Here is a 16,802-nt window from a genome sequence, read left to right as displayed (position 1 = left end):
GTTGCAGGTCGGGCACGGTCACATCCGCCGAGGAGCGCAGGAAGGCGCCGGACTCGGCAATGCTGCTCGTCAGCAGGCCCTTGCGATGGCGCCGCCATTCGCCCACCGCCCGCGCCAGCCGCGCGCCGCCGCGCAGCGAGACGCCGAAGGTGGGCGTGTCCGAGCTGCAGCGCCAGGTCTGCACATAGTCGATGTGGTCCTGCAGGTTCTGGCCGACGCCGGGCAGGTCGTGCTGCACCTCGACACCCGTCTGCCGCAGGTGTGCGCCAGGCCCGATGCCCGAGAGCATCAGCAGCTGCGGCGAACCGAAGGCGCCGGCGCTGAGCAGGACCTCGCGGCGCGCACGCACGAAGCGGGATTGGCCGTGGACGCGGTAGTCCACGCGCACCGCGCGGCCATTGGCCAGGCGCAGCTTCGTCGCCTGCGCGTGGGTGATGACCTTGAGGTTCGGGCGGCCCAAATTGGGCGTCAGATAGGCCTTGGCGGCGCTGCAGCGCTCGCCGTTGACTTGCGTGACCTGGTAGACGAAGGAGCCGAACTGCTCGGCGCCGTTGTAGTCGCCGATATGGGGCACCCCCTGCAGCGCCGCGGCGGTCAGGAAGGTCTGGTTGATGGGGCTCGCGCTGCGCGGCAGCGTCACGTTCAGCGGCCCGCCACGGCCGTGCAGCGGGCAGTCGCCGAACTGCTCGTTGTGCTCGGCGCGGCGGAAATAGGGCAGCACCTCGTCATACGACCAGCCGGCGTTGCCGAAGCTCGCCCATTGGTCGTAGTCGTGGCGGTGGCCGCGCACATAGAGCATGGCGTTGATGGAGCTGCTGCCGCCCAGGGTCTTGCCGCGCGGCTGGTAGCCGCGGCGGCCCATCAGGCCGGGCTGGGGCACGGTCTGGTAGGCGTAGTTGTTGATGCGGGTGGGCACCATGGCGACGACGCCGGCCGGCGCGTGGATGAGCACGCTGCTGTCCGGCCCGCCGGTTTCCAGCAAGGCCACCGTCACGCCGGGGTCTTCGCTCAGGCGCGCGGCCAGCACGCAGCCCGCCGAACCGGCACCCACGATCACGTAATCGAACTCCACGGCGCTTGCCTCCTCCAACCTCTGAGCGGGCCGGGGAGCGAAGGATGGAAGCCGGCAACCAATACGTCCAACGCATAATTGGTTGGCATTCATTGCGTTCACTGCATAGCAACCCAGATCCGGCAGTCGGCCGCTCCCCATGGCGCCATGCCTTCAACCTCGGCACGCCGGCCGATTTGCCACCCTCGCCGCTTCGATGAACAACGCTGCACGCCCGCTGGTCGGCCGCTGCAAACCGCAGGCGGCGTTGCTTCTCCTCGTGGGCAKSAGCCCACTTCGTCGGCGCGCCTTGCCRRCGGCYCGCCTCGYCMGCCCCTCGGRCGYGCCCAACTRCCGGATCTAGGTTGAACCTCCGCCAGCTCTCCCATCTGATCGCCCTCGCCGACGAGGGCCGCTTCGTCGCCGCGGCGGAGCGTGTGCACCTGAGCCAGGCCGCCTTCAGCCGCAGCATCCAGGCCCTCGAAGCCCATTGGGGGCTGCGCCTGTTCGAGCGCGGGCCGCTGGGCGCGGTGCTGACGCCGGCCGGCCGCACGCTGGTGGAGCGCGCCCGCCGCCTGGTCTTCGACGCCGACTGCCTGGAGCGCGACGCCGACCTGCTGCGCGGCGGCCTGCTGGGCGACCTGGCCTTTGGCGCGGGGCCCGTGCCGGCCGCCGTGCTGGTGCCGCCGCTGCTGGCCGAGCTGCGCCGCCAGGCGCCCGGTGTTATCGCCCGCGTGCGCTACGGCAATGTCGACAGCCTGCTGACCTTGCTCACCGACGAGGCCATCGAGTTCTTCGTCGCCGACCCGCGCATGCTGACCGACGCCAGCCGGCTGGAGATGGCGCCGGTAACGCGCATCCGCGGCGCCGTCTATGCCCGCGCGGGCCATCCGTTGTTGGACGCCACGACCGTGACAGCGGCCGACCTGGTGCACTACGGCCTGGCCATGGTGTCGGTGTCGCCGCAGCTGCAGGCCTATGTGGCCCAGGGCCTGGGCTTTGCAACGCCGGCCGAGCTGCCCGTCGTCGTCGAATGCGACGACCTCGTCACGCTGGCCCGGCTGGCGGCCGACGGCGACCTGCTGGCCGCGCTGCCACGCTCCCTGCCCATCATCCAGACCCTGGGCCTGCAGCCCGTGCGCGGGCTCAAGACGATGAGCGAGCTCTATGTCGACGCCCACGCCGTCTGGTTGCGCGGCCGCACGCTGGCGCCGGCGGCGGAGACGGCAATCCGGCTGTTCAGGGCGGTGGCGGGGTCGGGTGGGTGACGAGGAGGCCCGCAGCGCCGAACCGCGTCCAGATGCTCACGACAGCGCCTCGATGCAGATAGGCCACCACGTCGGCCCCTAGGCCCACCGAGTGCAGCGATTCATAAGCGCTCACCGGTCAACGTCGCTCAGCCCGCCGCCGCCATCCTCTCCGCCAACCAATCCACAAACACCCTCACCCGCGACGACAGCTGGCGGGCATGGGGATACAGCACATAGACCGGCATAGGCGTCGGCTGCCAGTCGGCAAACACCTCGACCAGCTCGCCGCTCGCCAGTTCTTTCTCGAAGTTGTAGCGCGGCGCCTGGATGAAGCCCAGGCCGGCCAGGCAGCAGGCGCCATATGCCGTCGCGCTGCTGACGGTGACCGGGCCGGGCAGCGTGAGGCTGTGCGCCTCGCCATCGACGATGAAGTCGAAGGGCAGCACGCGACCGCTGCTGCCGATGTAGTTGACGGCCTGGTGGGTGGCGAACTCTTCCAGCGTGAGCGGCAGGCCGCGGCGCTCGATGTAGTCGCGGCTGGCGCAGGTGACCTGGCGCAGCTGGGCAACGCGCCGGCCCACCATGGACGAATCCTTGGGTTCGCCCGAGCGCAGCACGCAGTCCACGCCCTCGCGCACGAGGTCGACAAAGCGGTCGCCAAGGCCGATCTCCAGCTCGACGTCGGGGTAGCGGGCATGGAAGTCGCCGAGGTAGGGCAGCACGAAGCGCTGGGCCTGGTTGCCCTGCATGTCCACGCGCAGCTTGCCGCGCGGCTTGAGCTGGGCGGTGCGGAACAGGTCCTCGGCCTCGCCGACGTCCTGCAGGATCTGCTGGCAGCGCAAGTAATAGGCCTGACCGTCCAGCGTCGGGCTCACATGCCGCGTCGTGCGGTTGAGCAGGCGCACACCCAGACGCGCCTMCAGCTGCTGCAGCGCCAGGCTGACCGAGGCGCGCGGCAGCTGCAGCTCGTCGGCGGCCTTGCTGAAGCTGGCCAGGTCGACGATGCGCACGAAGAGGCGCATCGCATCGAGTCGGTCCATGGCCGTTTGGCTCCGATTGTTTAGTTGGGCTGGATTGTGATGTCTTGTTCGTCTGATTTATCCGAAAGCGATCGAACAATACATTGAACTCACAGGGCCGCTCCTCGGTCCTGCCTTCCAACCCAACGATCTGGAGCACCCCGTGAGCAACACCACTTCTTCTTCCTCTTCCCCCGTCGCCATCGTCACCGGCGCCTCGCGCGGCATCGGCGCGGCCATTGCGCAGCGACTGGCGGCCGATGGCCATGCCGTGGTCGTCAACTACGCCGGCAATGCCGTCGAAGCGCAAAAGGTTGTCGATGCGATCGTGGACCGTGGCGGCCGTGCCATCGCCGTGCAGGCCGACGTGGCCGACGCGGGCGCCGCCAGGCTGCTGTTCGACGCTGCCACCGAAGCCTTCGGCGGCGTGGACGTGCTCGTCAACAACGCCGGCGCCATGGCCAACGAGCTGCCCCACCTGGCCGACACCGACGACGAGACCTTCGACCGCCTCTTCGACATCAATGTGAAGGGCAGCTTCCTGGCCATGCGCGAGGCGGCCAGGCGCCTGCGCCAGGGCGGGCGCATCATCAATTTCTCGACCAGCGTTATCGGCCTGGGCCTGCCGGGCTACGCCGTCTACGCCGCCACCAAGAGCGCCATCGAGACCATGACCAACATCCTCGCCAAGGAGCTGCGCGGCAAGGCCATCACCGTCAACGCCGTGGCCCCCGGCCCGACGGCAACGAACTTGTTCCTGAACGGCAAGACGCCCGAGCAGGTCGAGCGCCTCGCCAAGATGGCGCCGCTCGAGCGCCTGGGCCAGCCCGAAGACATCGCGGCGATGGTCGGCGTGCTGGCCGGGCCGCAGGGCGGCTGGGTCAACGGCCAGACGGTGCGCGTCAACGGCGGCATTGTCTGAAGGAGGACAGCATCATGAGCAACCAACAACAAGTCATCCTCGTCACCGGCGCCTCCAGCGGCATCGGCAAGCTGAGCGCCCTGGCCCTGGCCACCGCCGGCCACACCGTCTACGCCAGCATGCGCGGCGTTGCTGGCAAGAACTCGGCCAAGGCCCGCGAGCTGCGCGACTGGAGCTTTGCCCGCGGGCTGGACCTGCGCGTCGTGGAGCTGGACGTGCTGTCGCAGCACAGTGCCGACGCGGCCGTCGCCACCATCGTGGCCGAGCAGGGCCGCCTGGACGTCGTCATGCACAACGCCGGCCATCTCGTCGTCGGGCCTACCGAGGCCTACACGCCGGAAGAGATCACCGCCGTCTTCAACACCAATGTGCTGGGCGCCCAGCGCGTCAACCGCGCGGCCCTGCCGGTGCTGCGGGAGCAGCAGCGCGGCCTGCTGCTGTGGATTGGCAGCACGACGACACGCGGCGGCTTCCCTCCCTTCCTGGGCCCCTATGCGGCGGCCAAGGCGGCCATGGACTCGCTGGCCGTGACCATGAGCTTCGAGCTGGCCCGCTTCGGCATCGAGACCAGCATCGTCGTGCCCGGCGCCTTCACCAGCGGCACCGACCATTTCGCCAACGCCGGCAAGCCGGCCGACGAGGCCAAGGCCGCGGCCTACGCCCGCTATGCCGGCCTGATGGACCAGATCGGCACGCGTCTGACCGCGCTGATGCCGCCCGAAGCCGACCCGCAGGCCGTCGCCGACGAGGTCGTGCGCGTCGTGGGCCTGGCGCATGGCGAGCGGCCCTTCCGCTCGGTCGTCGACTTCATGGACGACGGCGCGGCGGCGGTGACCGATGTGGCCGAGCGGGTGCGCGAGGACTTTGCCGCGCGCATCGGCATCGCCGACCTGCTCAGACCCACTATCGCCTAGAAGCCGAAGTTGACCGTCAGCGTGCCACCCGCCGTGACAGCCAACGGGCCGACGACCTTGACCGTGCCGTTGAGGCTGGCGTTGAAGGAGTAGGACAGGCCGGCCGTCACGTCCGCCGCAAAGACCAGGCTGGCCGGCGGCGCGGCATAGGGCGCCACCCAGGGCGGCGCGGCGGGCAGGGTCAGCTTGAAGGCGCCGGTCGTCGAGTCCGATAGGGTCTCGGCGATGGTGATGATGCCGCCGCTGGCCAGCTTCTGCGTCGCCGCGACGGCCGCCGTGTTGACCACCCCATCCACCATCACCGTGCCCATGGCCTGGCCATCGATGGCCGGGGCGGGCGACAGCGGCGCCACGCTGGTGCTGACGGCCGTCACGGTATTGGCCGTCACCGGCACGCCGGTCACGACCATGGTGGCCCGCGCCGCGGACTTGATGACCAGGTCATAGCTGCCCGGCGCCACCGGGGTGAGCACGAACTTGCCGCTGCTGTCCGGCGCGGTGGCCTTGAGCACGACACCGCCCTGCTGCAGGCTGACCTGGGTGCCGCCAAAGGCGACGCTGGCGTCCACATAGCCGCTGATGCCCGACAGCAGGTTGGGCACCACAGCCACGACGGGCTTGAGCAGATATTGGCCCGAATTGCCCGCCGTGACGACGGACTTGCAGGCATCGAAATCCAGCACGAAGTCGGCCATCTGGTTGGCCGCGATGTCGATGCTGGCATTGAGCTTGAGGCCGCTCTGCTGGCCGCTGGGCGTCTTCAGCGCGACCTCGCTGCCGCCCGTGGGAACGACCGAGTTGGCCAGCGGTGTGGCGCCGCCGTTCTCGGCCAGCACCAGGCGCAGCTGCGCGTAATGGCCCACGGCGAGCGGCACCTGGCCCAGGCTGGCGAGCACGCCGTTCTGCAGCGCCAGCAGGTCAAAGCGCTGTGTCGGGCCCACCACCAGGTCCGTCCAGCCGGCGCCGTCCTCGGCGGCGTCGGCGCTGGCGTTGACGCGGACCTTTTGCACCGTCACGTACACATGGTCGAAGCCGCAGGCCGGCGAATCGGTCAGTTTCAGGGCCAGCGTGCCCGAGGTGCTATTCGAGGGCGTCGTGACAGGAGTGCCGGCATCGCCGCCGCCACCGCCGCAAGCTGCAAGGGCCACGGCCGCAGCGCATGCGCTCAGGGTTCTGTAGTTCATGAGAGCCTCCAATCGAGATGCCCTCCCCGTCTGCAGTGTTGGCTTTCGCGGTGTGCCCAGGCTTTACCAATCGCGTCGGGTTGTTACCCGCTCAGCGGCGCTTGCGGGCGGCCGCAGCCAGCTCCTGAGCGCTGACCACCCAGGCCGGGTTGCCCACCACGCGCTCAACGACGAGGTCGATGAAGGCGCGCACCCGCGCCGGCTGGGCCACGCGGCTGCCGTAGTACAGGTACAGGCCAAGGTGGGCGCAGACATGCTGGGTCAGCAGCGGCACGAGCTGGCCGCTGCGGATCAGCGGGGCGGCGGTGGCGCCGACGAGCTGGCCGATGCACTGGCCGGCCACGACGGCATTGGCCTCCAGCTCGACGTCGTTGGTCATGAAGACCGAAGCGACGTCGCGCCCGACGATCTCGTCGCCCACCAGGAACTCCCAGGGCATGGCTTTGCCCGTGCTCGGGTGGCGAAAGCCGCTGCAGCGGTGCTGGGCCAGCTCGTCGATGCTCTGCGGCGCGCCATGGCGGGCGATGTAGGCGGGCGCGGCGCAGACGATCAGCTGCAGCGGCAGCAGGTGGCGGGCGATCAGACCTTCGCCCGGCGGCGTGCCGGCGCGAAAGCCCACGTCGACGCGGTCTGCCACCCAGTCGCCGATGCGGTCGTCCAACTGCACATCGGGCTCGACGTCGGGGTGGCGGGCGCAGAACTCCTCCAGCACCGGCCACAGCACCGGCAGCATCAGCGAGCGCGAGGCCGTGATGCGCAGCGGCCCGGCGATGACGTCGCGTCCCTGGCGCGCGCCGTGCAATGCACGTTGCAGTGCTTGCAGCCCAGGCGCTGCGGCGCCGAGGAAACGCTCGCCCTCCTCGGTCAGGCTGAGCCGACGCGTCGTGCGGTGGAAGAGGCGCACGCCAAGGTAGGCCTCCAGCTGCGTCAGCGCCTGGCTCGCCGCCTGCGGCGTGATGCCCTGGGCCACCGCGGCCTGGCGCAGGCTGCCCAGCTCGGCGGCCTTGGTGAAGGTGGTGATGGCGCGCAGTTCGTTGAAGGCCATTGTCAGGATTTACTTGCCAATCAATGAAGCGATTCTGGGCTAGTTGAAGATCAATCCCGATCCTAAATTTCGCTCCATCGGCCGATCCACCCTTCCCCCCACACCGGAGCCCAACATGACCACCACCCCCACCTTCAAGCGCGTCTGGATGATCACCGGCGCCTCGCGCGGCATCGGCGCACGCATCGCCGAAGCGGCCCTCGCTCATGGCGACGCCGTTGTGGCCACGGCCCGCGACGCGGCCGCCATCGAGAAGCGCTTTGGCGCCCAGCCCGGCCTGCTGGCCGTGGCCCTGGACGTCACCGACGAATCCCAGGCCGCTCGGTCCACGGCCGCCGCGCTGGCCCGCTTCGGCCGCATCGACGTCCTCGTCAACAACGCCGGCTACGGCCTGCTCGGCGCCGTCGAGGAGGCCAGCGCCGACGAGGTGCGCCGCCTGTACGAGACCAATGTCTTCGGCCTGCTGAACGTGACCCGCGCCGTGCTGCCGCAGATGCGCGAGCGCCGCAGCGGCCATGTCATCAACATCTCGTCGCTGGGTGGGGTCCGTTCGGCCGCGGGGTTCGGCGTCTACTGCTCGACCAAGTTCGCCGTCGAGGGCATCACCGAGGCCCTGCATGCCGAGCTCGCGCCGCTGGGCATCCACGCCACCGTCGTCGAGCCGGGTTACTTCCGCACCGAGTTTCTGGAAGGCCAGTCCCTCGTCACCTCGCCGCGCGAGTTGGCCGACTACGCCGCCAGCGCCGGCCAGGTGCGCGAGGCCGCCAGGCGCATCAGCCTCAACCAGCCCGGTGACCCCGAGCGCCTGGCGCAAGCCATGCTGACGCTGGTCGATGCCAAGACCCCGCCACTGCGCCTGCCGCTGGGCACGGACACGCTGCAGGCCATTGCCGACAAGCACGCCTTTGTCGAGCGCGAGACGGCCGAATGGCGCGGTCTCGCGGCATCGACGGACTTTCCGGCCTGAACCTCAGCCGCGCCGACGGCCGTGGTCGTGCACGACTTCGCCGTCAGACTTGGTGAAGGGCGGCAACGGCCCGACGGGCAGCAGCTCCAGCACCGCCTCCGACGGACGGCACAGCGCCGTGCCCAGGGACGTCACGACGATGGGGCGGTTCAGCAGCACCGGATGCTGCTGAACCGCGTCCAGCAGGGCGTCATCGCTCAGAGCCGGATCGGCGAGGCCCAGCTCGGTGAAGACGGCCTCCTTCTCGCGCAGCAACGCGCGCAAGGGCTGGTCGGCGGCCGCCGCCAGCGCGCGGATTTCGTCGCGGCTCGGCGGCGTCTGCATGTACTCGACGACGCGCGGCTCCAGGCCGGCATGGCGGATCAGCGCAAGCACATTGCGCGAGGTGCCGCACTTCGCGTTGTGGAAGATCGTGATGTCGCTCATCGCGCCACCTTAGCCTGTGTGGCGATCCAAGCATCGATGCGCTTCTCCAGCACCGACAGCGGCAGCGAGCCCTCGCCCAGCACCTGGTCGTGGAAGGCGGCGAGGCTGAACTTCGCACCCAGTTTCTGCTCGGCGCGACGGCGCAGCTCCTGGATCTTCAGCGCCCCGATCTTGTAGCCCAGGGCCTGGCCGGGCCAGGCGAGGTAGCGGTCGATCTGCGCGACGGCCTGCTGCTCGCCGGCGCCCGTCACATCCATCCAGTACTTCAGCGCCTGCTCGCGGCTCCAGCCCTTGGCGTGCAGGCCGGTGTCCACGACAAGGCGCGCCGCGCGGCTGATCTCCATGCGCAGCATGCCGGCGTAGGCCACGGGGTCGTTGGCATACAGGCCCAGTTCATGGCCCAGGGTCTCGGCATAGAGCGCCCAGCCCTCGCCATAAGCATTGATCCACATGCGACGGCGGAACTCGGGCATGGGCATCACCACCTGCTGGCCAAAGTGGAAATGGTGCCCGGGCTGGCCCTCATGCAGGAAGAGGGCGGTCATCGTCGCCACGGAGTAGTCCTTGGGGTCGTTGATGACGGCCCAGAACACGCCGGGCGCGCTGCCGTCAGCCTGGCCGGCGGTGTAGTGATCGGAAGCCGTCTCGCGCGTCAGCTCGGGCTCGGCGCGGATGTCCAGCGCCATGCGCGGCAGCTGGCCGAAGAGCTTGGGCAACTGCGGCGCGACACGGGCGTTGATGGCGCGATAGGCATCCAGGATCTCGGCCTCGGTCTTGAAGGGCCGGAAGCGCTCGTCGGTACGCGCCCAGGCCAGCAGGCCGCCGTTCTTCAGCGGGTCGCCCGTGAAGCCGAGCTGGGGCGCGATGCGCGTGATCTCGCCCTGGATGCGCGCCACCTCCTTGAGCCCCAGCTCATGGATCTGCTCAGGCGTCAGGTCGGTCGTCGTCTGCTCGCGCACCCATTGGCGATACCAGGCCTTGCCGTTGGGCAGCGATGTCCAGCCGATGCTGCCGCGACGCTTCGCGGCGGGCAGGTAATCGGACTCGACGAAGGCGAGCAGGCGGCGCAGCGCGGGCTGGGCGCGCTCGCTCAGCTCGCGGTGGTAGGCCTCGGTCAGGCGGGTGCKGTCGGCCGCGCTGATGTCGACGGGCAGGGCGCGCACCGGCGCCGTGTAGGGGCTGTGCTCGGCGTCGGCCTCGGCCAGGCTCTTCAACACCGGCAGGGCCGCTTCGACAACGGGCCGCGACTGCACGACGCCGCGTTTCATGCCTTCGCGCATATTGGCGATGGCCTGGTCGCACCAGGCCGGCAGGCCGGTGACGCGCTTCAAGTAGGCGTCGAGCTGCGCCGCCGTCTTCAGCGGCTGGCCGGCCTGGCCGCTGGAGAAGAAGGCCAGCTGGAAGGGCGTGGCGCCCATCTGGTGCAAGGGCAGCAGGTGGTCGGGGTAGCGCTCGAAGGCCAGCTGGGCGCGCAGCTGCTGCTCCAGCAGCTCGCGGTTCAGGCGTTCGGCCGGCGGCAGGCTGGCGGCGGGCAGGGCGGCCAGCTCCTTCAGGAAGCCGCGCCAGGCGGCGAACCGCTTGGCCCGCTCGGCCGGCGCGATGTCCAGGCCCAGCTGGTCGTCGAAGCGGTTGTCGCCAGCCTGGGTGGCGTTGAGCGGGTCGAAGCGGGAGCGGGTGTCGTAGTAGCGCGTCGCCATATCGGCCAGGCGCTCGGCGGGGGTGGCGGCCTGGCCAGGGGCGATGAAGCAAGCAAGAGCCAGGGTCAGGGCAAGCAGTCTCATCGTTATCGTCCTTGTTGGGAGGACGGCATTCTGTCGGTGATCGGGAGCGTGGGCGACAGAGATTGCGGCCCGCGCCGGGGCAAATTGCGAGGCCAATCAAGGCGTCGGCGAGGCGTTGGGTGGGGCCCAACAACGAGCTGGCAACGCCGAGTGGCCTCGCAATTYGCCCCGGCCCGAAGGGTTGGGCCCGCAAGGGGGTGATTCGGCGTTGCGCCGCTCGCCCGGGCGGCCAGCCCGCGGCTGCACGCCGCGCCTTGCCTCACCCTCTTGCGGGCCCAACGCGGGCTGCAATCTCTGYCGCCCACGCTCCCCCGGCGCTGTCAGCAGCGCGGGCAGCCCCACAATCTCGCGGCTGACTTTTTCACCCCGCAATGCGCCTCATCTCACTCGCCCTGCTGCTGACCACCGCCTTTGCCCTGCCCGGCTGCAACAAGCGCCTGGCCGACGTGCCCGCCGCGCTGCCAACCGCCTCGGCCGCGCAGGACAGCAGTGCGACGGCCAAGCTGCGTGAGGAAGGCGACGGCATGCTGGCCCTGCACCGCCAGATCGTCGTGCTGATGGACGGCGAGGCCACCCTGCCGGCCGCCCAGCGCCGCGAGGTCCAGGCCCTGGGCCAGCAGCTCTTCCACGAGCTGCTGCAGCGCCAGCAGCGCCTGGCCGATCTGGCGCTCAAGCCCGAATCGCTGGACGCCACCGCCGCGCTGCTGACGCGCATCGAGAGCGAGCCGAGCTGGTTCGACGCCGACCGCCTCGCCTTCAAGGAAGTGCTGAGCCAGCTCGCCACCGGACTGAAGAGCGCGCAGACGCTGGACGGCATCAAGCTTGCGCGCCGCGCCCAGGAGGACCTGGACACGCTGGCCGAAGTCGAGAAGGCTTATGAGCAGGAGCTGAAGGAAGTGTTTGGCGGCTTTGCCAAGCGCGGCATCGAGCTCAAGCGCGAGCGCTGGAGCGACTACGTCGCCAAGCTGAAGGCGCTGCACACGCGCGACGCCGTCATGAAGCAGCACGGCGCACAGTTGCCGGCCGCGGCTGACCTGGAGCCGGAGCCCGCCGCGTCAGGTGCGATGCGCGGTGTCGCCGCCAAGGAGCGCGAGGTCTTTGGCGACAAGCTGCCGCCCAAGACCGTGCTGCTGACTTTCGACGACGGCCCGCATGCGCGCTACACGGACGAGATCCTGGAGATCCTGAAGCGCTACAACGCACCGGCTGTGTTCTTCCAGCTCGGCCAGAACCTCGGCAAGGTGGGCGCCGACGGCAAGATCCAGCCGGGCAATGGCAGCGCCGTCGCCAAGCGCGTTCTCGCGGCCGGCCACCAGCTGGCCAACCACAGCTTCACGCATGGGCTGATGTCCAAGTTCGAGCTCGTCAAGGTCAAGGAAGAAGCCGCCAACACGGAGGCGCTGCTGGACGCGGCGGGTCGCAACGGCGACGCGTTGTTTCGCTTTCCTTATGGCGCGCGCAACGATGGGGCGTTGACCACCATTGAGGCGCTGAAGCTGCGCTCGATGATGTGGAACGTCGACTCGCTGGATTGGAGCGACCCCATTCCCAAGAGCATCGCCGCGCGGGTGATGGCCGAGCTGGACAAGCAGCAGCGCGGCATCGTGCTCTTCCACGACATCCACGCCCGCACGGTGCAGGCGCTGCCCCTGGTGCTGGACCAGCTCGCCGCCGAGGGCTGGCGCTTTGCGAGCTGGAAGGATGGGCAGTTTGTCGTGTCCTCCGAGCGCCCCGCTGCGCCGCCACCCGCCGCTGGTGAGCTGTATCGCGACAGCCACGCGCTGGTCATCGGCATCAACCAATACACGGCCTGGCCCAAGCTCTCGCATGCGGTGCGCGACGCGCAGGCCGTGCGTGAGTCCCTGGTTACGCGGTTCGGTTTTCGCGCCGACAACGTGACGCTGCTGACCGATGCCGAGGCCACGCGCGCCAACATCCTGAAGGCGCTGAATGAGCGCTTTGGCGACGCCAAGCGCGTGAAGCGCGACGACCGCGTCTTCGTCTTCTTCGCCGGCCACGGCAGCACGCGCAAACTGCCCAGCGGCCGTGAGGTGGGCTATATCGTGCCGGTGGATGCGGGCCTGAACGACTTGCAGGCCGACGCCATCGCCATGCCGCAGCTGCAGGAGGTGGCCGAGGCCATCACGGCCAAGCACGCTCTCTTCGTCATCGACGCCTGCTACTCGGGTCTCGGCTTGACGCGCGGCGGCTCGGCGGCAGCCGACAGCAACTTCGCTCGCACCAACGCGCGCCGCATCGGCCGCCAGATGATGACCGCCGGCGGCGCCGACCAACRGGTGGCCGACGACGGCCCCGGCGGCCATTCGGTATTCACGTGGACGTTGTTGCAGGCCCTGAACGGCAAGGCCGACCTGAACGGCGACGGCCTCATCACGGCCACCGAGCTGGCCGCCTATGTCGCCCCCGCCGTGTCGGCGATCGCCCACCAGACGCCGGCCTTTGGCAGCCTGCCGGGCAGCGAGGGCGGTGAGTTCATCTTCGAGCTGCYGACGGCGCAGGAGCCCGCGCTGAGTGGCGCCGTGGCCCAGCTCGACGACAAGGCCAGCCAGTTCGCCGCCAAGCTCGACGAGGCCAGCAGCGCCGGCCGGCAGCCCTCGGGCCCCGCCAGCGCCGTGCAGGTGACGATCAAGGGCCTGGACGGCAAGGACCAGGCCCTCGCCGCGACGACCGCCCGCGTCGACCCCGGTGCCCGCGTCGCCGCCCAGCGTGCCAACGACCGTGGTCTGCAGCTCTACCGCGAGCGCCGCTACGACGAGGCCGAAGCCGCATTCAAGGAGGCTTTACAGCTGCAGCCGAAGTTCGCGCTGGCGGCCAACAACCTGGGCTTCGTGTTGTACCGGCGCGGCAAGCCTGCCGATGCTGCAGTGTGGTTCGAGAAGGCCGTCGAAATGGACGGCAGCCGTTCCCTGGCCTGGCTCAACCTCGGCGACGCGCGGCTGCTGGCAGGCGACGAGGGCAAGGCGATGGCGGCCTACAAGACTTTCCTGGAGCTGGCGCCCAAACATGCAAGGGCGGCGGAGCTGCAGGGGTGGATTGCGAATCCGTCTGAGGGGACGCGGCCGAAGCCGTTGTGATGCAAGTGGAACGACTCTGACCGTCATGGGTACTGAATATCGACTGACGTTCTCGCACCTCGACAAGGCGCGGATCGAGCACGCCCTATCCGAAGTGGCCACCGTGAAAATCGGCAGCGTGCCAACCCCCAGCTACGAATTCCGAGCCGACTCGACGAAGCCTGGAATGCCGGATGCGACGGCGATGATTGAACAGTACGGGCTGTACTTCTGTGACCACGGTGGATCGGGTCGAGACTATTTAGGACGACTCGTTGCTGTGCTGGTTGGCGAGTTCGGCAGCGTGCGCGTCGAAGCTCTCGAGTAGCTGGCGCTGAACGTCGCCCAAACCGCGTCGCTGGCAGCTTGGTGGGGTGCGAGCAGCCAACGCTGCCTTGCGGGAAGCAAGTCAGCCGTTCTCCATCAACGCCTTCAACGCCCTTAAATCCTTGCGCACATGCGCCGCATCCCGCTCAAATTCCTCGTCGCTCGCCCCCGCCATCCTCAGCACCACGAACATCAGCGCACAGCCCTCATCCACCGGCGTGACCCGGAAGGCGTTGTGCGTGATCACGCCGTCCGGCGTCGTCACATCGTGGTCCAGCACCCCAAACTCGTTGCGCGGCGCCATCCTGATCTGGATGCGGCCCATGGGTGAATCGGCCACCACCCAATGGTCGCCTTCCTGCTCGATGTCGGCCGACGCCAGGCCCGATGCCCAGAGGTGCAGGTTCTCGCGCTGGCGGGCGAACTCATAGACCTGTTGCGCCGGTGCGGCGACGGTTTCGCTGACGACCTTGATTTCGCGTGGCATGCGGGCCTCCAAAGCAGTTGCAGAGCTTGTCACGAAGGAATGGGCACCGGCAAACCGCGCGCCCGTCGGCCCTCTTGGCGAGGACGCAGTCAGCTCGCCTGTGTTCCACTTCCGCCGTGAATTCCGAAGTCTCCTCGCCCAAGCCGGCCAAGCCGCCCGCACCCGCCTTTCCCCTCCCGCAACCCAGCCACRCCGCCCGCTTCCCCGCGGGCCTCGCGCCTGAAGACTGGGCCCGCATCCGCCAGGCAGCGCACGCGTTGCCCCAGGTGCTCGTGCCGGCTGACCTCGACGATGGCAGCGACGAGGCCCTGGACCGCCTCGGCTGCATCCAGATCTCCCGGGCCGCTGGCGGCGGCCGGCCGAGCCGCTGGATCCTGCCGACGCACATCCCCGTCGCGCTGGCCCAGCTCGAAGCCACGCCGCAGACCAACACGCTGCGCCCACAGCTGCAGCAGCGCCTGCACCAGCTCGAAAGCCTGGGGCTGCGCCGCGAAGGCCTGGTGTTCACGCGGCTGTGCGTGCACCCGATCACGCTCGCGCACGAGGGTTGGCGCATCGACCTGTCGCACCGCGTGCCGGTGCCCGAGGAGCCCGTCTGGGCCTTTTTCCGTGATGGCGACACGGCCGCGCTGCGCCACAACCTGGGCCAGGCGCCCGAGTACTCCTACACGGCCGAGCTGATCCTGCACCTGAACCACCTCATCGCCCGCAGCGAGGCCATGGGCCATGCCAGCCAGCTCGCGTCGTTGTTGCCGCGGCTGCAGGCCGAGTGCGGCGTGCCCATGCCCTACGAGGACCTGAAGGCCGCACTGAACCGCGCCCAGGACCGCTGGGAGCAGACGGTCGAGGAGCAGGACACGCTGGCCAGCCTCGGCCGCGAACTGGCCTTCCAGGGCTACCCGGACAGCTTCGACGCGGCGCGCAAGCTGGGCCGCAAGGTCACGCTGTATCTGGGCCCGCCGAACAGCGGCAAGACCTATGCCGCCTTCGAGCGGCTGGCGCAGGCGCTGGACGGCGCCTACCTGGCACCGCTGCGCCTGCTGGCGTTGGAGGGCCGCGACCGGCTGGTGGGCCGCGGCGTGCCCTGCTCGCTGCTGACCGGCGAAGAGAACGTGCCGGCCAACGACGCGCGCGTGGTGAGCAGCACCATCGAGATGGTCAACACGCGCGACACCATCGACGTGGCGGTCATCGACGAAGCGCAGATGATCTTCGACGACTCGCGCGGCTGGGCCTGGACGCAGGCCATCGTCGGCGTACCGGCACGCGAGCTGATCATCATTGCCTCGGCCTATGCCGCGCCGGCCATCGAGCGGCTGCTGCAGCTGTGCGGCGAGAAGCCCGAGCGCCGCGTCTTCGAGCGCAAGCAGCATGTGCAGCTGATGCCCGCGCCCGTGCCGATGACGCATCTGCATGCGGGCGACGCGGTGGTGGCCTTCAGCCGCCGCGACGTGCTGATGCTGCGCGACCAGATCGCGCAGAACGGCCACGTTGTCAGCGTCATCTACGGCGCGCTGCCACCCGAGGTGCGCCGCCGCGAGGCCGAGCGCTTTGCCGTCGGCGCCAGCCAGGTGCTGGTCGCGACCGACGCCATCGGCATGGGCCTGAACCTGCCCATCCGCCGCGTGCTGTTCTCGACGCTGGAGAAGTACGACGGCGTCGGCGACCGCGCGCTGACGGTCAGCGAGGTGCACCAGATCGCCGGCCGCGCCGGCCGCTACGGCATGCACGACGAGGGCTTCGTCAGCGTGCTGAAGGAGGCCGAGGCCGACGCGATGAAGACGCTGCGCGAGCTGCTGCCCAAGGAGCCGCGCGCGCCGCGCGACTTCAAATGCCCGGTGGCGCCCAACTGGCGCCATGTGCAGACCATCTCGGCGCGCCTGGGCGTGAACAGCCTGCACCAGGTGCTGACCGTCTTCATGCAGCAGCTGCGCCTGGACGACGCCCACTTCGAAGTGGCCGAGCTGGAGCAGATGCTAGGCCTGGCCGAGATGCTGGACCGCAACGCGGCGGCGCTGTCGCTGCAGGAGCGTTTTCGTTACGCGCAGGCACCGGTGGACGACCGCCTGCCCCAGGTCGTCGAGCAGTTCCAGGCCTGGGCCGCCAGCCACGCGCGCACCGGCAAGGCCGGCACGCCCTGGTTCCTGGACGACGTCGACGAGCACAGCCGCCTGGACCGCATGGAGCAGGCGCTGCGCCAGTGCACGCTGTGGCTGTGGCTGGACCTGCGCTTTCCCGAGGTGTTCGGGCATGTCGAGGCGGTCATCGATCTGCGCAGCCGGCTCAATGACGGCATCGAGCGGCACCTGAAAGGGAAGAAGCCGTTGTGGCAGCGCCGGGGAAGGTGAGGCGTAC

14 protein-coding genes are annotated in these 16,802 nt (G+C 69.4%); 7 read left to right on the top strand and 7 right to left on the bottom strand.

The window, feature by feature from the left end; all coding sequences use genetic code 11:
* Positions 1 to 1,072: GMC family oxidoreductase (locus ACXJKR_RS00470; RefSeq protein ID WP_457319831.1), on the bottom strand; the 1,072-nt coding region annotated here is incomplete at its 3' end.
* 344 nt (positions 1,073 to 1,416) lie between these two features.
* On the opposite strand from ACXJKR_RS00470, the gene ACXJKR_RS00465 reads away from it, so the two are divergent.
* Entirely contained in the window at positions 1,417 to 2,319 is a 903-nt protein-coding gene (locus tag ACXJKR_RS00465) for a LysR family transcriptional regulator (RefSeq protein WP_457319829.1), read from the top strand.
* 128 nt (positions 2,320 to 2,447) lie between these two features.
* Here ACXJKR_RS00465 and ACXJKR_RS00460 read toward each other — a convergent pair whose 3' ends face one another.
* Positions 2,448 to 3,341, bottom strand: a complete 894-nt coding sequence (locus ACXJKR_RS00460) for a LysR substrate-binding domain-containing protein (protein ID WP_457319828.1) — start codon at positions 3,339 to 3,341, stop codon at positions 2,448 to 2,450.
* Between the two features lie 142 nt (positions 3,342 to 3,483).
* Between ACXJKR_RS00460 and ACXJKR_RS00455 the strand changes: the two genes are divergently transcribed.
* Both ACXJKR_RS00455 and ACXJKR_RS00450 read left to right on the top strand, forming a co-directional pair.
* Positions 3,484 to 4,242 carry an SDR family oxidoreductase gene (locus ACXJKR_RS00455; protein WP_457319826.1) on the top strand — a complete coding sequence of 253 codons (759 nt, stop codon included), beginning with the start codon at positions 3,484 to 3,486 and terminating at the stop codon, positions 4,240 to 4,242.
* Positions 4,243 to 4,256: 14 nt separating this feature from the next.
* Positions 4,257 to 5,156 (top strand): SDR family oxidoreductase, encoded by a 900-nt coding sequence (locus tag ACXJKR_RS00450; RefSeq protein ID WP_056191120.1) that lies wholly within the window; start codon positions 4,257 to 4,259, stop codon positions 5,154 to 5,156.
* Here ACXJKR_RS00450 and ACXJKR_RS00445 read toward each other — a convergent pair.
* Both ACXJKR_RS00445 and ACXJKR_RS00440 read right to left on the bottom strand, forming a co-directional pair.
* The gene (locus ACXJKR_RS00445; protein ID WP_457319824.1) at positions 5,153 to 6,340 is read right to left on the bottom strand and encodes a DUF4382 domain-containing protein; all 1,188 of its coding nucleotides are present in this window, start codon (positions 6,338 to 6,340) and stop codon (positions 5,153 to 5,155) included. The two genes, ACXJKR_RS00450 and ACXJKR_RS00445, sit on opposite strands and share 4 nt — an antisense overlap.
* Before the next feature lie 91 nt (positions 6,341 to 6,431).
* On the bottom strand, positions 6,432 to 7,385 hold the full coding sequence (locus tag ACXJKR_RS00440; protein WP_457319823.1) for a LysR family transcriptional regulator: 954 nt from the start codon (positions 7,383 to 7,385) through the stop codon (positions 6,432 to 6,434).
* A gap of 115 nt (positions 7,386 to 7,500) precedes the next feature.
* On the opposite strand from ACXJKR_RS00440, the gene ACXJKR_RS00435 reads away from it, so the two are divergent.
* Positions 7,501 to 8,352 carry an oxidoreductase gene (locus tag ACXJKR_RS00435; protein ID WP_457319822.1) on the top strand — a complete coding sequence of 284 codons (852 nt, stop codon included), beginning with the start codon at positions 7,501 to 7,503 and terminating at the stop codon, positions 8,350 to 8,352.
* Between the two features lie 3 nt (positions 8,353 to 8,355).
* On the opposite strand, the gene arsC is transcribed toward ACXJKR_RS00435, so the two are convergent.
* The gene (gene arsC, locus ACXJKR_RS00430) at positions 8,356 to 8,778 is read right to left on the bottom strand and encodes an arsenate reductase (glutaredoxin) (protein WP_457319820.1); all 423 of its coding nucleotides are present in this window, start codon (positions 8,776 to 8,778) and stop codon (positions 8,356 to 8,358) included.
* Positions 8,775 to 10,559 (bottom strand): DUF885 domain-containing protein, encoded by a 1,785-nt coding sequence (locus ACXJKR_RS00425; protein WP_457319818.1) that lies wholly within the window; start codon positions 10,557 to 10,559, stop codon positions 8,775 to 8,777. The genes arsC and ACXJKR_RS00425 overlap by 4 nt, the downstream gene beginning before the upstream one ends.
* Before the next feature lie 371 nt (positions 10,560 to 10,930).
* On the opposite strand from ACXJKR_RS00425, the gene ACXJKR_RS00420 reads away from it, so the two are divergent.
* Together ACXJKR_RS00420 and ACXJKR_RS00415 are read left to right on the top strand one after the other, a co-directional pair.
* Positions 10,931 to 13,654, top strand: a complete 2,724-nt coding sequence (locus tag ACXJKR_RS00420) for a polysaccharide deacetylase family protein (RefSeq protein ID WP_457319816.1) — start codon at positions 10,931 to 10,933, stop codon at positions 13,652 to 13,654.
* A gap of 25 nt (positions 13,655 to 13,679) precedes the next feature.
* The gene (locus tag ACXJKR_RS00415; protein WP_457319814.1) at positions 13,680 to 13,961 is read left to right on the top strand and encodes a hypothetical protein; all 282 of its coding nucleotides are present in this window, start codon (positions 13,680 to 13,682) and stop codon (positions 13,959 to 13,961) included.
* An 81-nt stretch (positions 13,962 to 14,042) separates the two neighbouring features.
* Here the strand turns inward: ACXJKR_RS00415 and ACXJKR_RS00410 are convergent, their stop codons facing one another.
* Complete coding sequence (locus ACXJKR_RS00410) at positions 14,043 to 14,447, bottom strand: SRPBCC family protein (RefSeq protein ID WP_457319812.1); 405 nt, start codon at positions 14,445 to 14,447, stop codon at positions 14,043 to 14,045.
* Positions 14,448 to 14,563: 116 nt separating this feature from the next.
* Here ACXJKR_RS00410 and ACXJKR_RS00405 point away from each other — a divergent pair, with 116 nt between their 5' ends.
* Entirely contained in the window at positions 14,564 to 16,795 is a 2,232-nt protein-coding gene (locus ACXJKR_RS00405; protein WP_457319811.1) for a helicase-related protein, read from the top strand.
* The last annotated feature ends 7 nt before the right edge of the window (positions 16,796 to 16,802 follow it).

The sequence above is a fragment of the Roseateles sp. P5_E11 genome, assembly GCF_054049355.1.
Note: the sequence above shows the minus strand (reverse complement) of the source record. Positions and strands in the feature narration are given on the sequence as shown.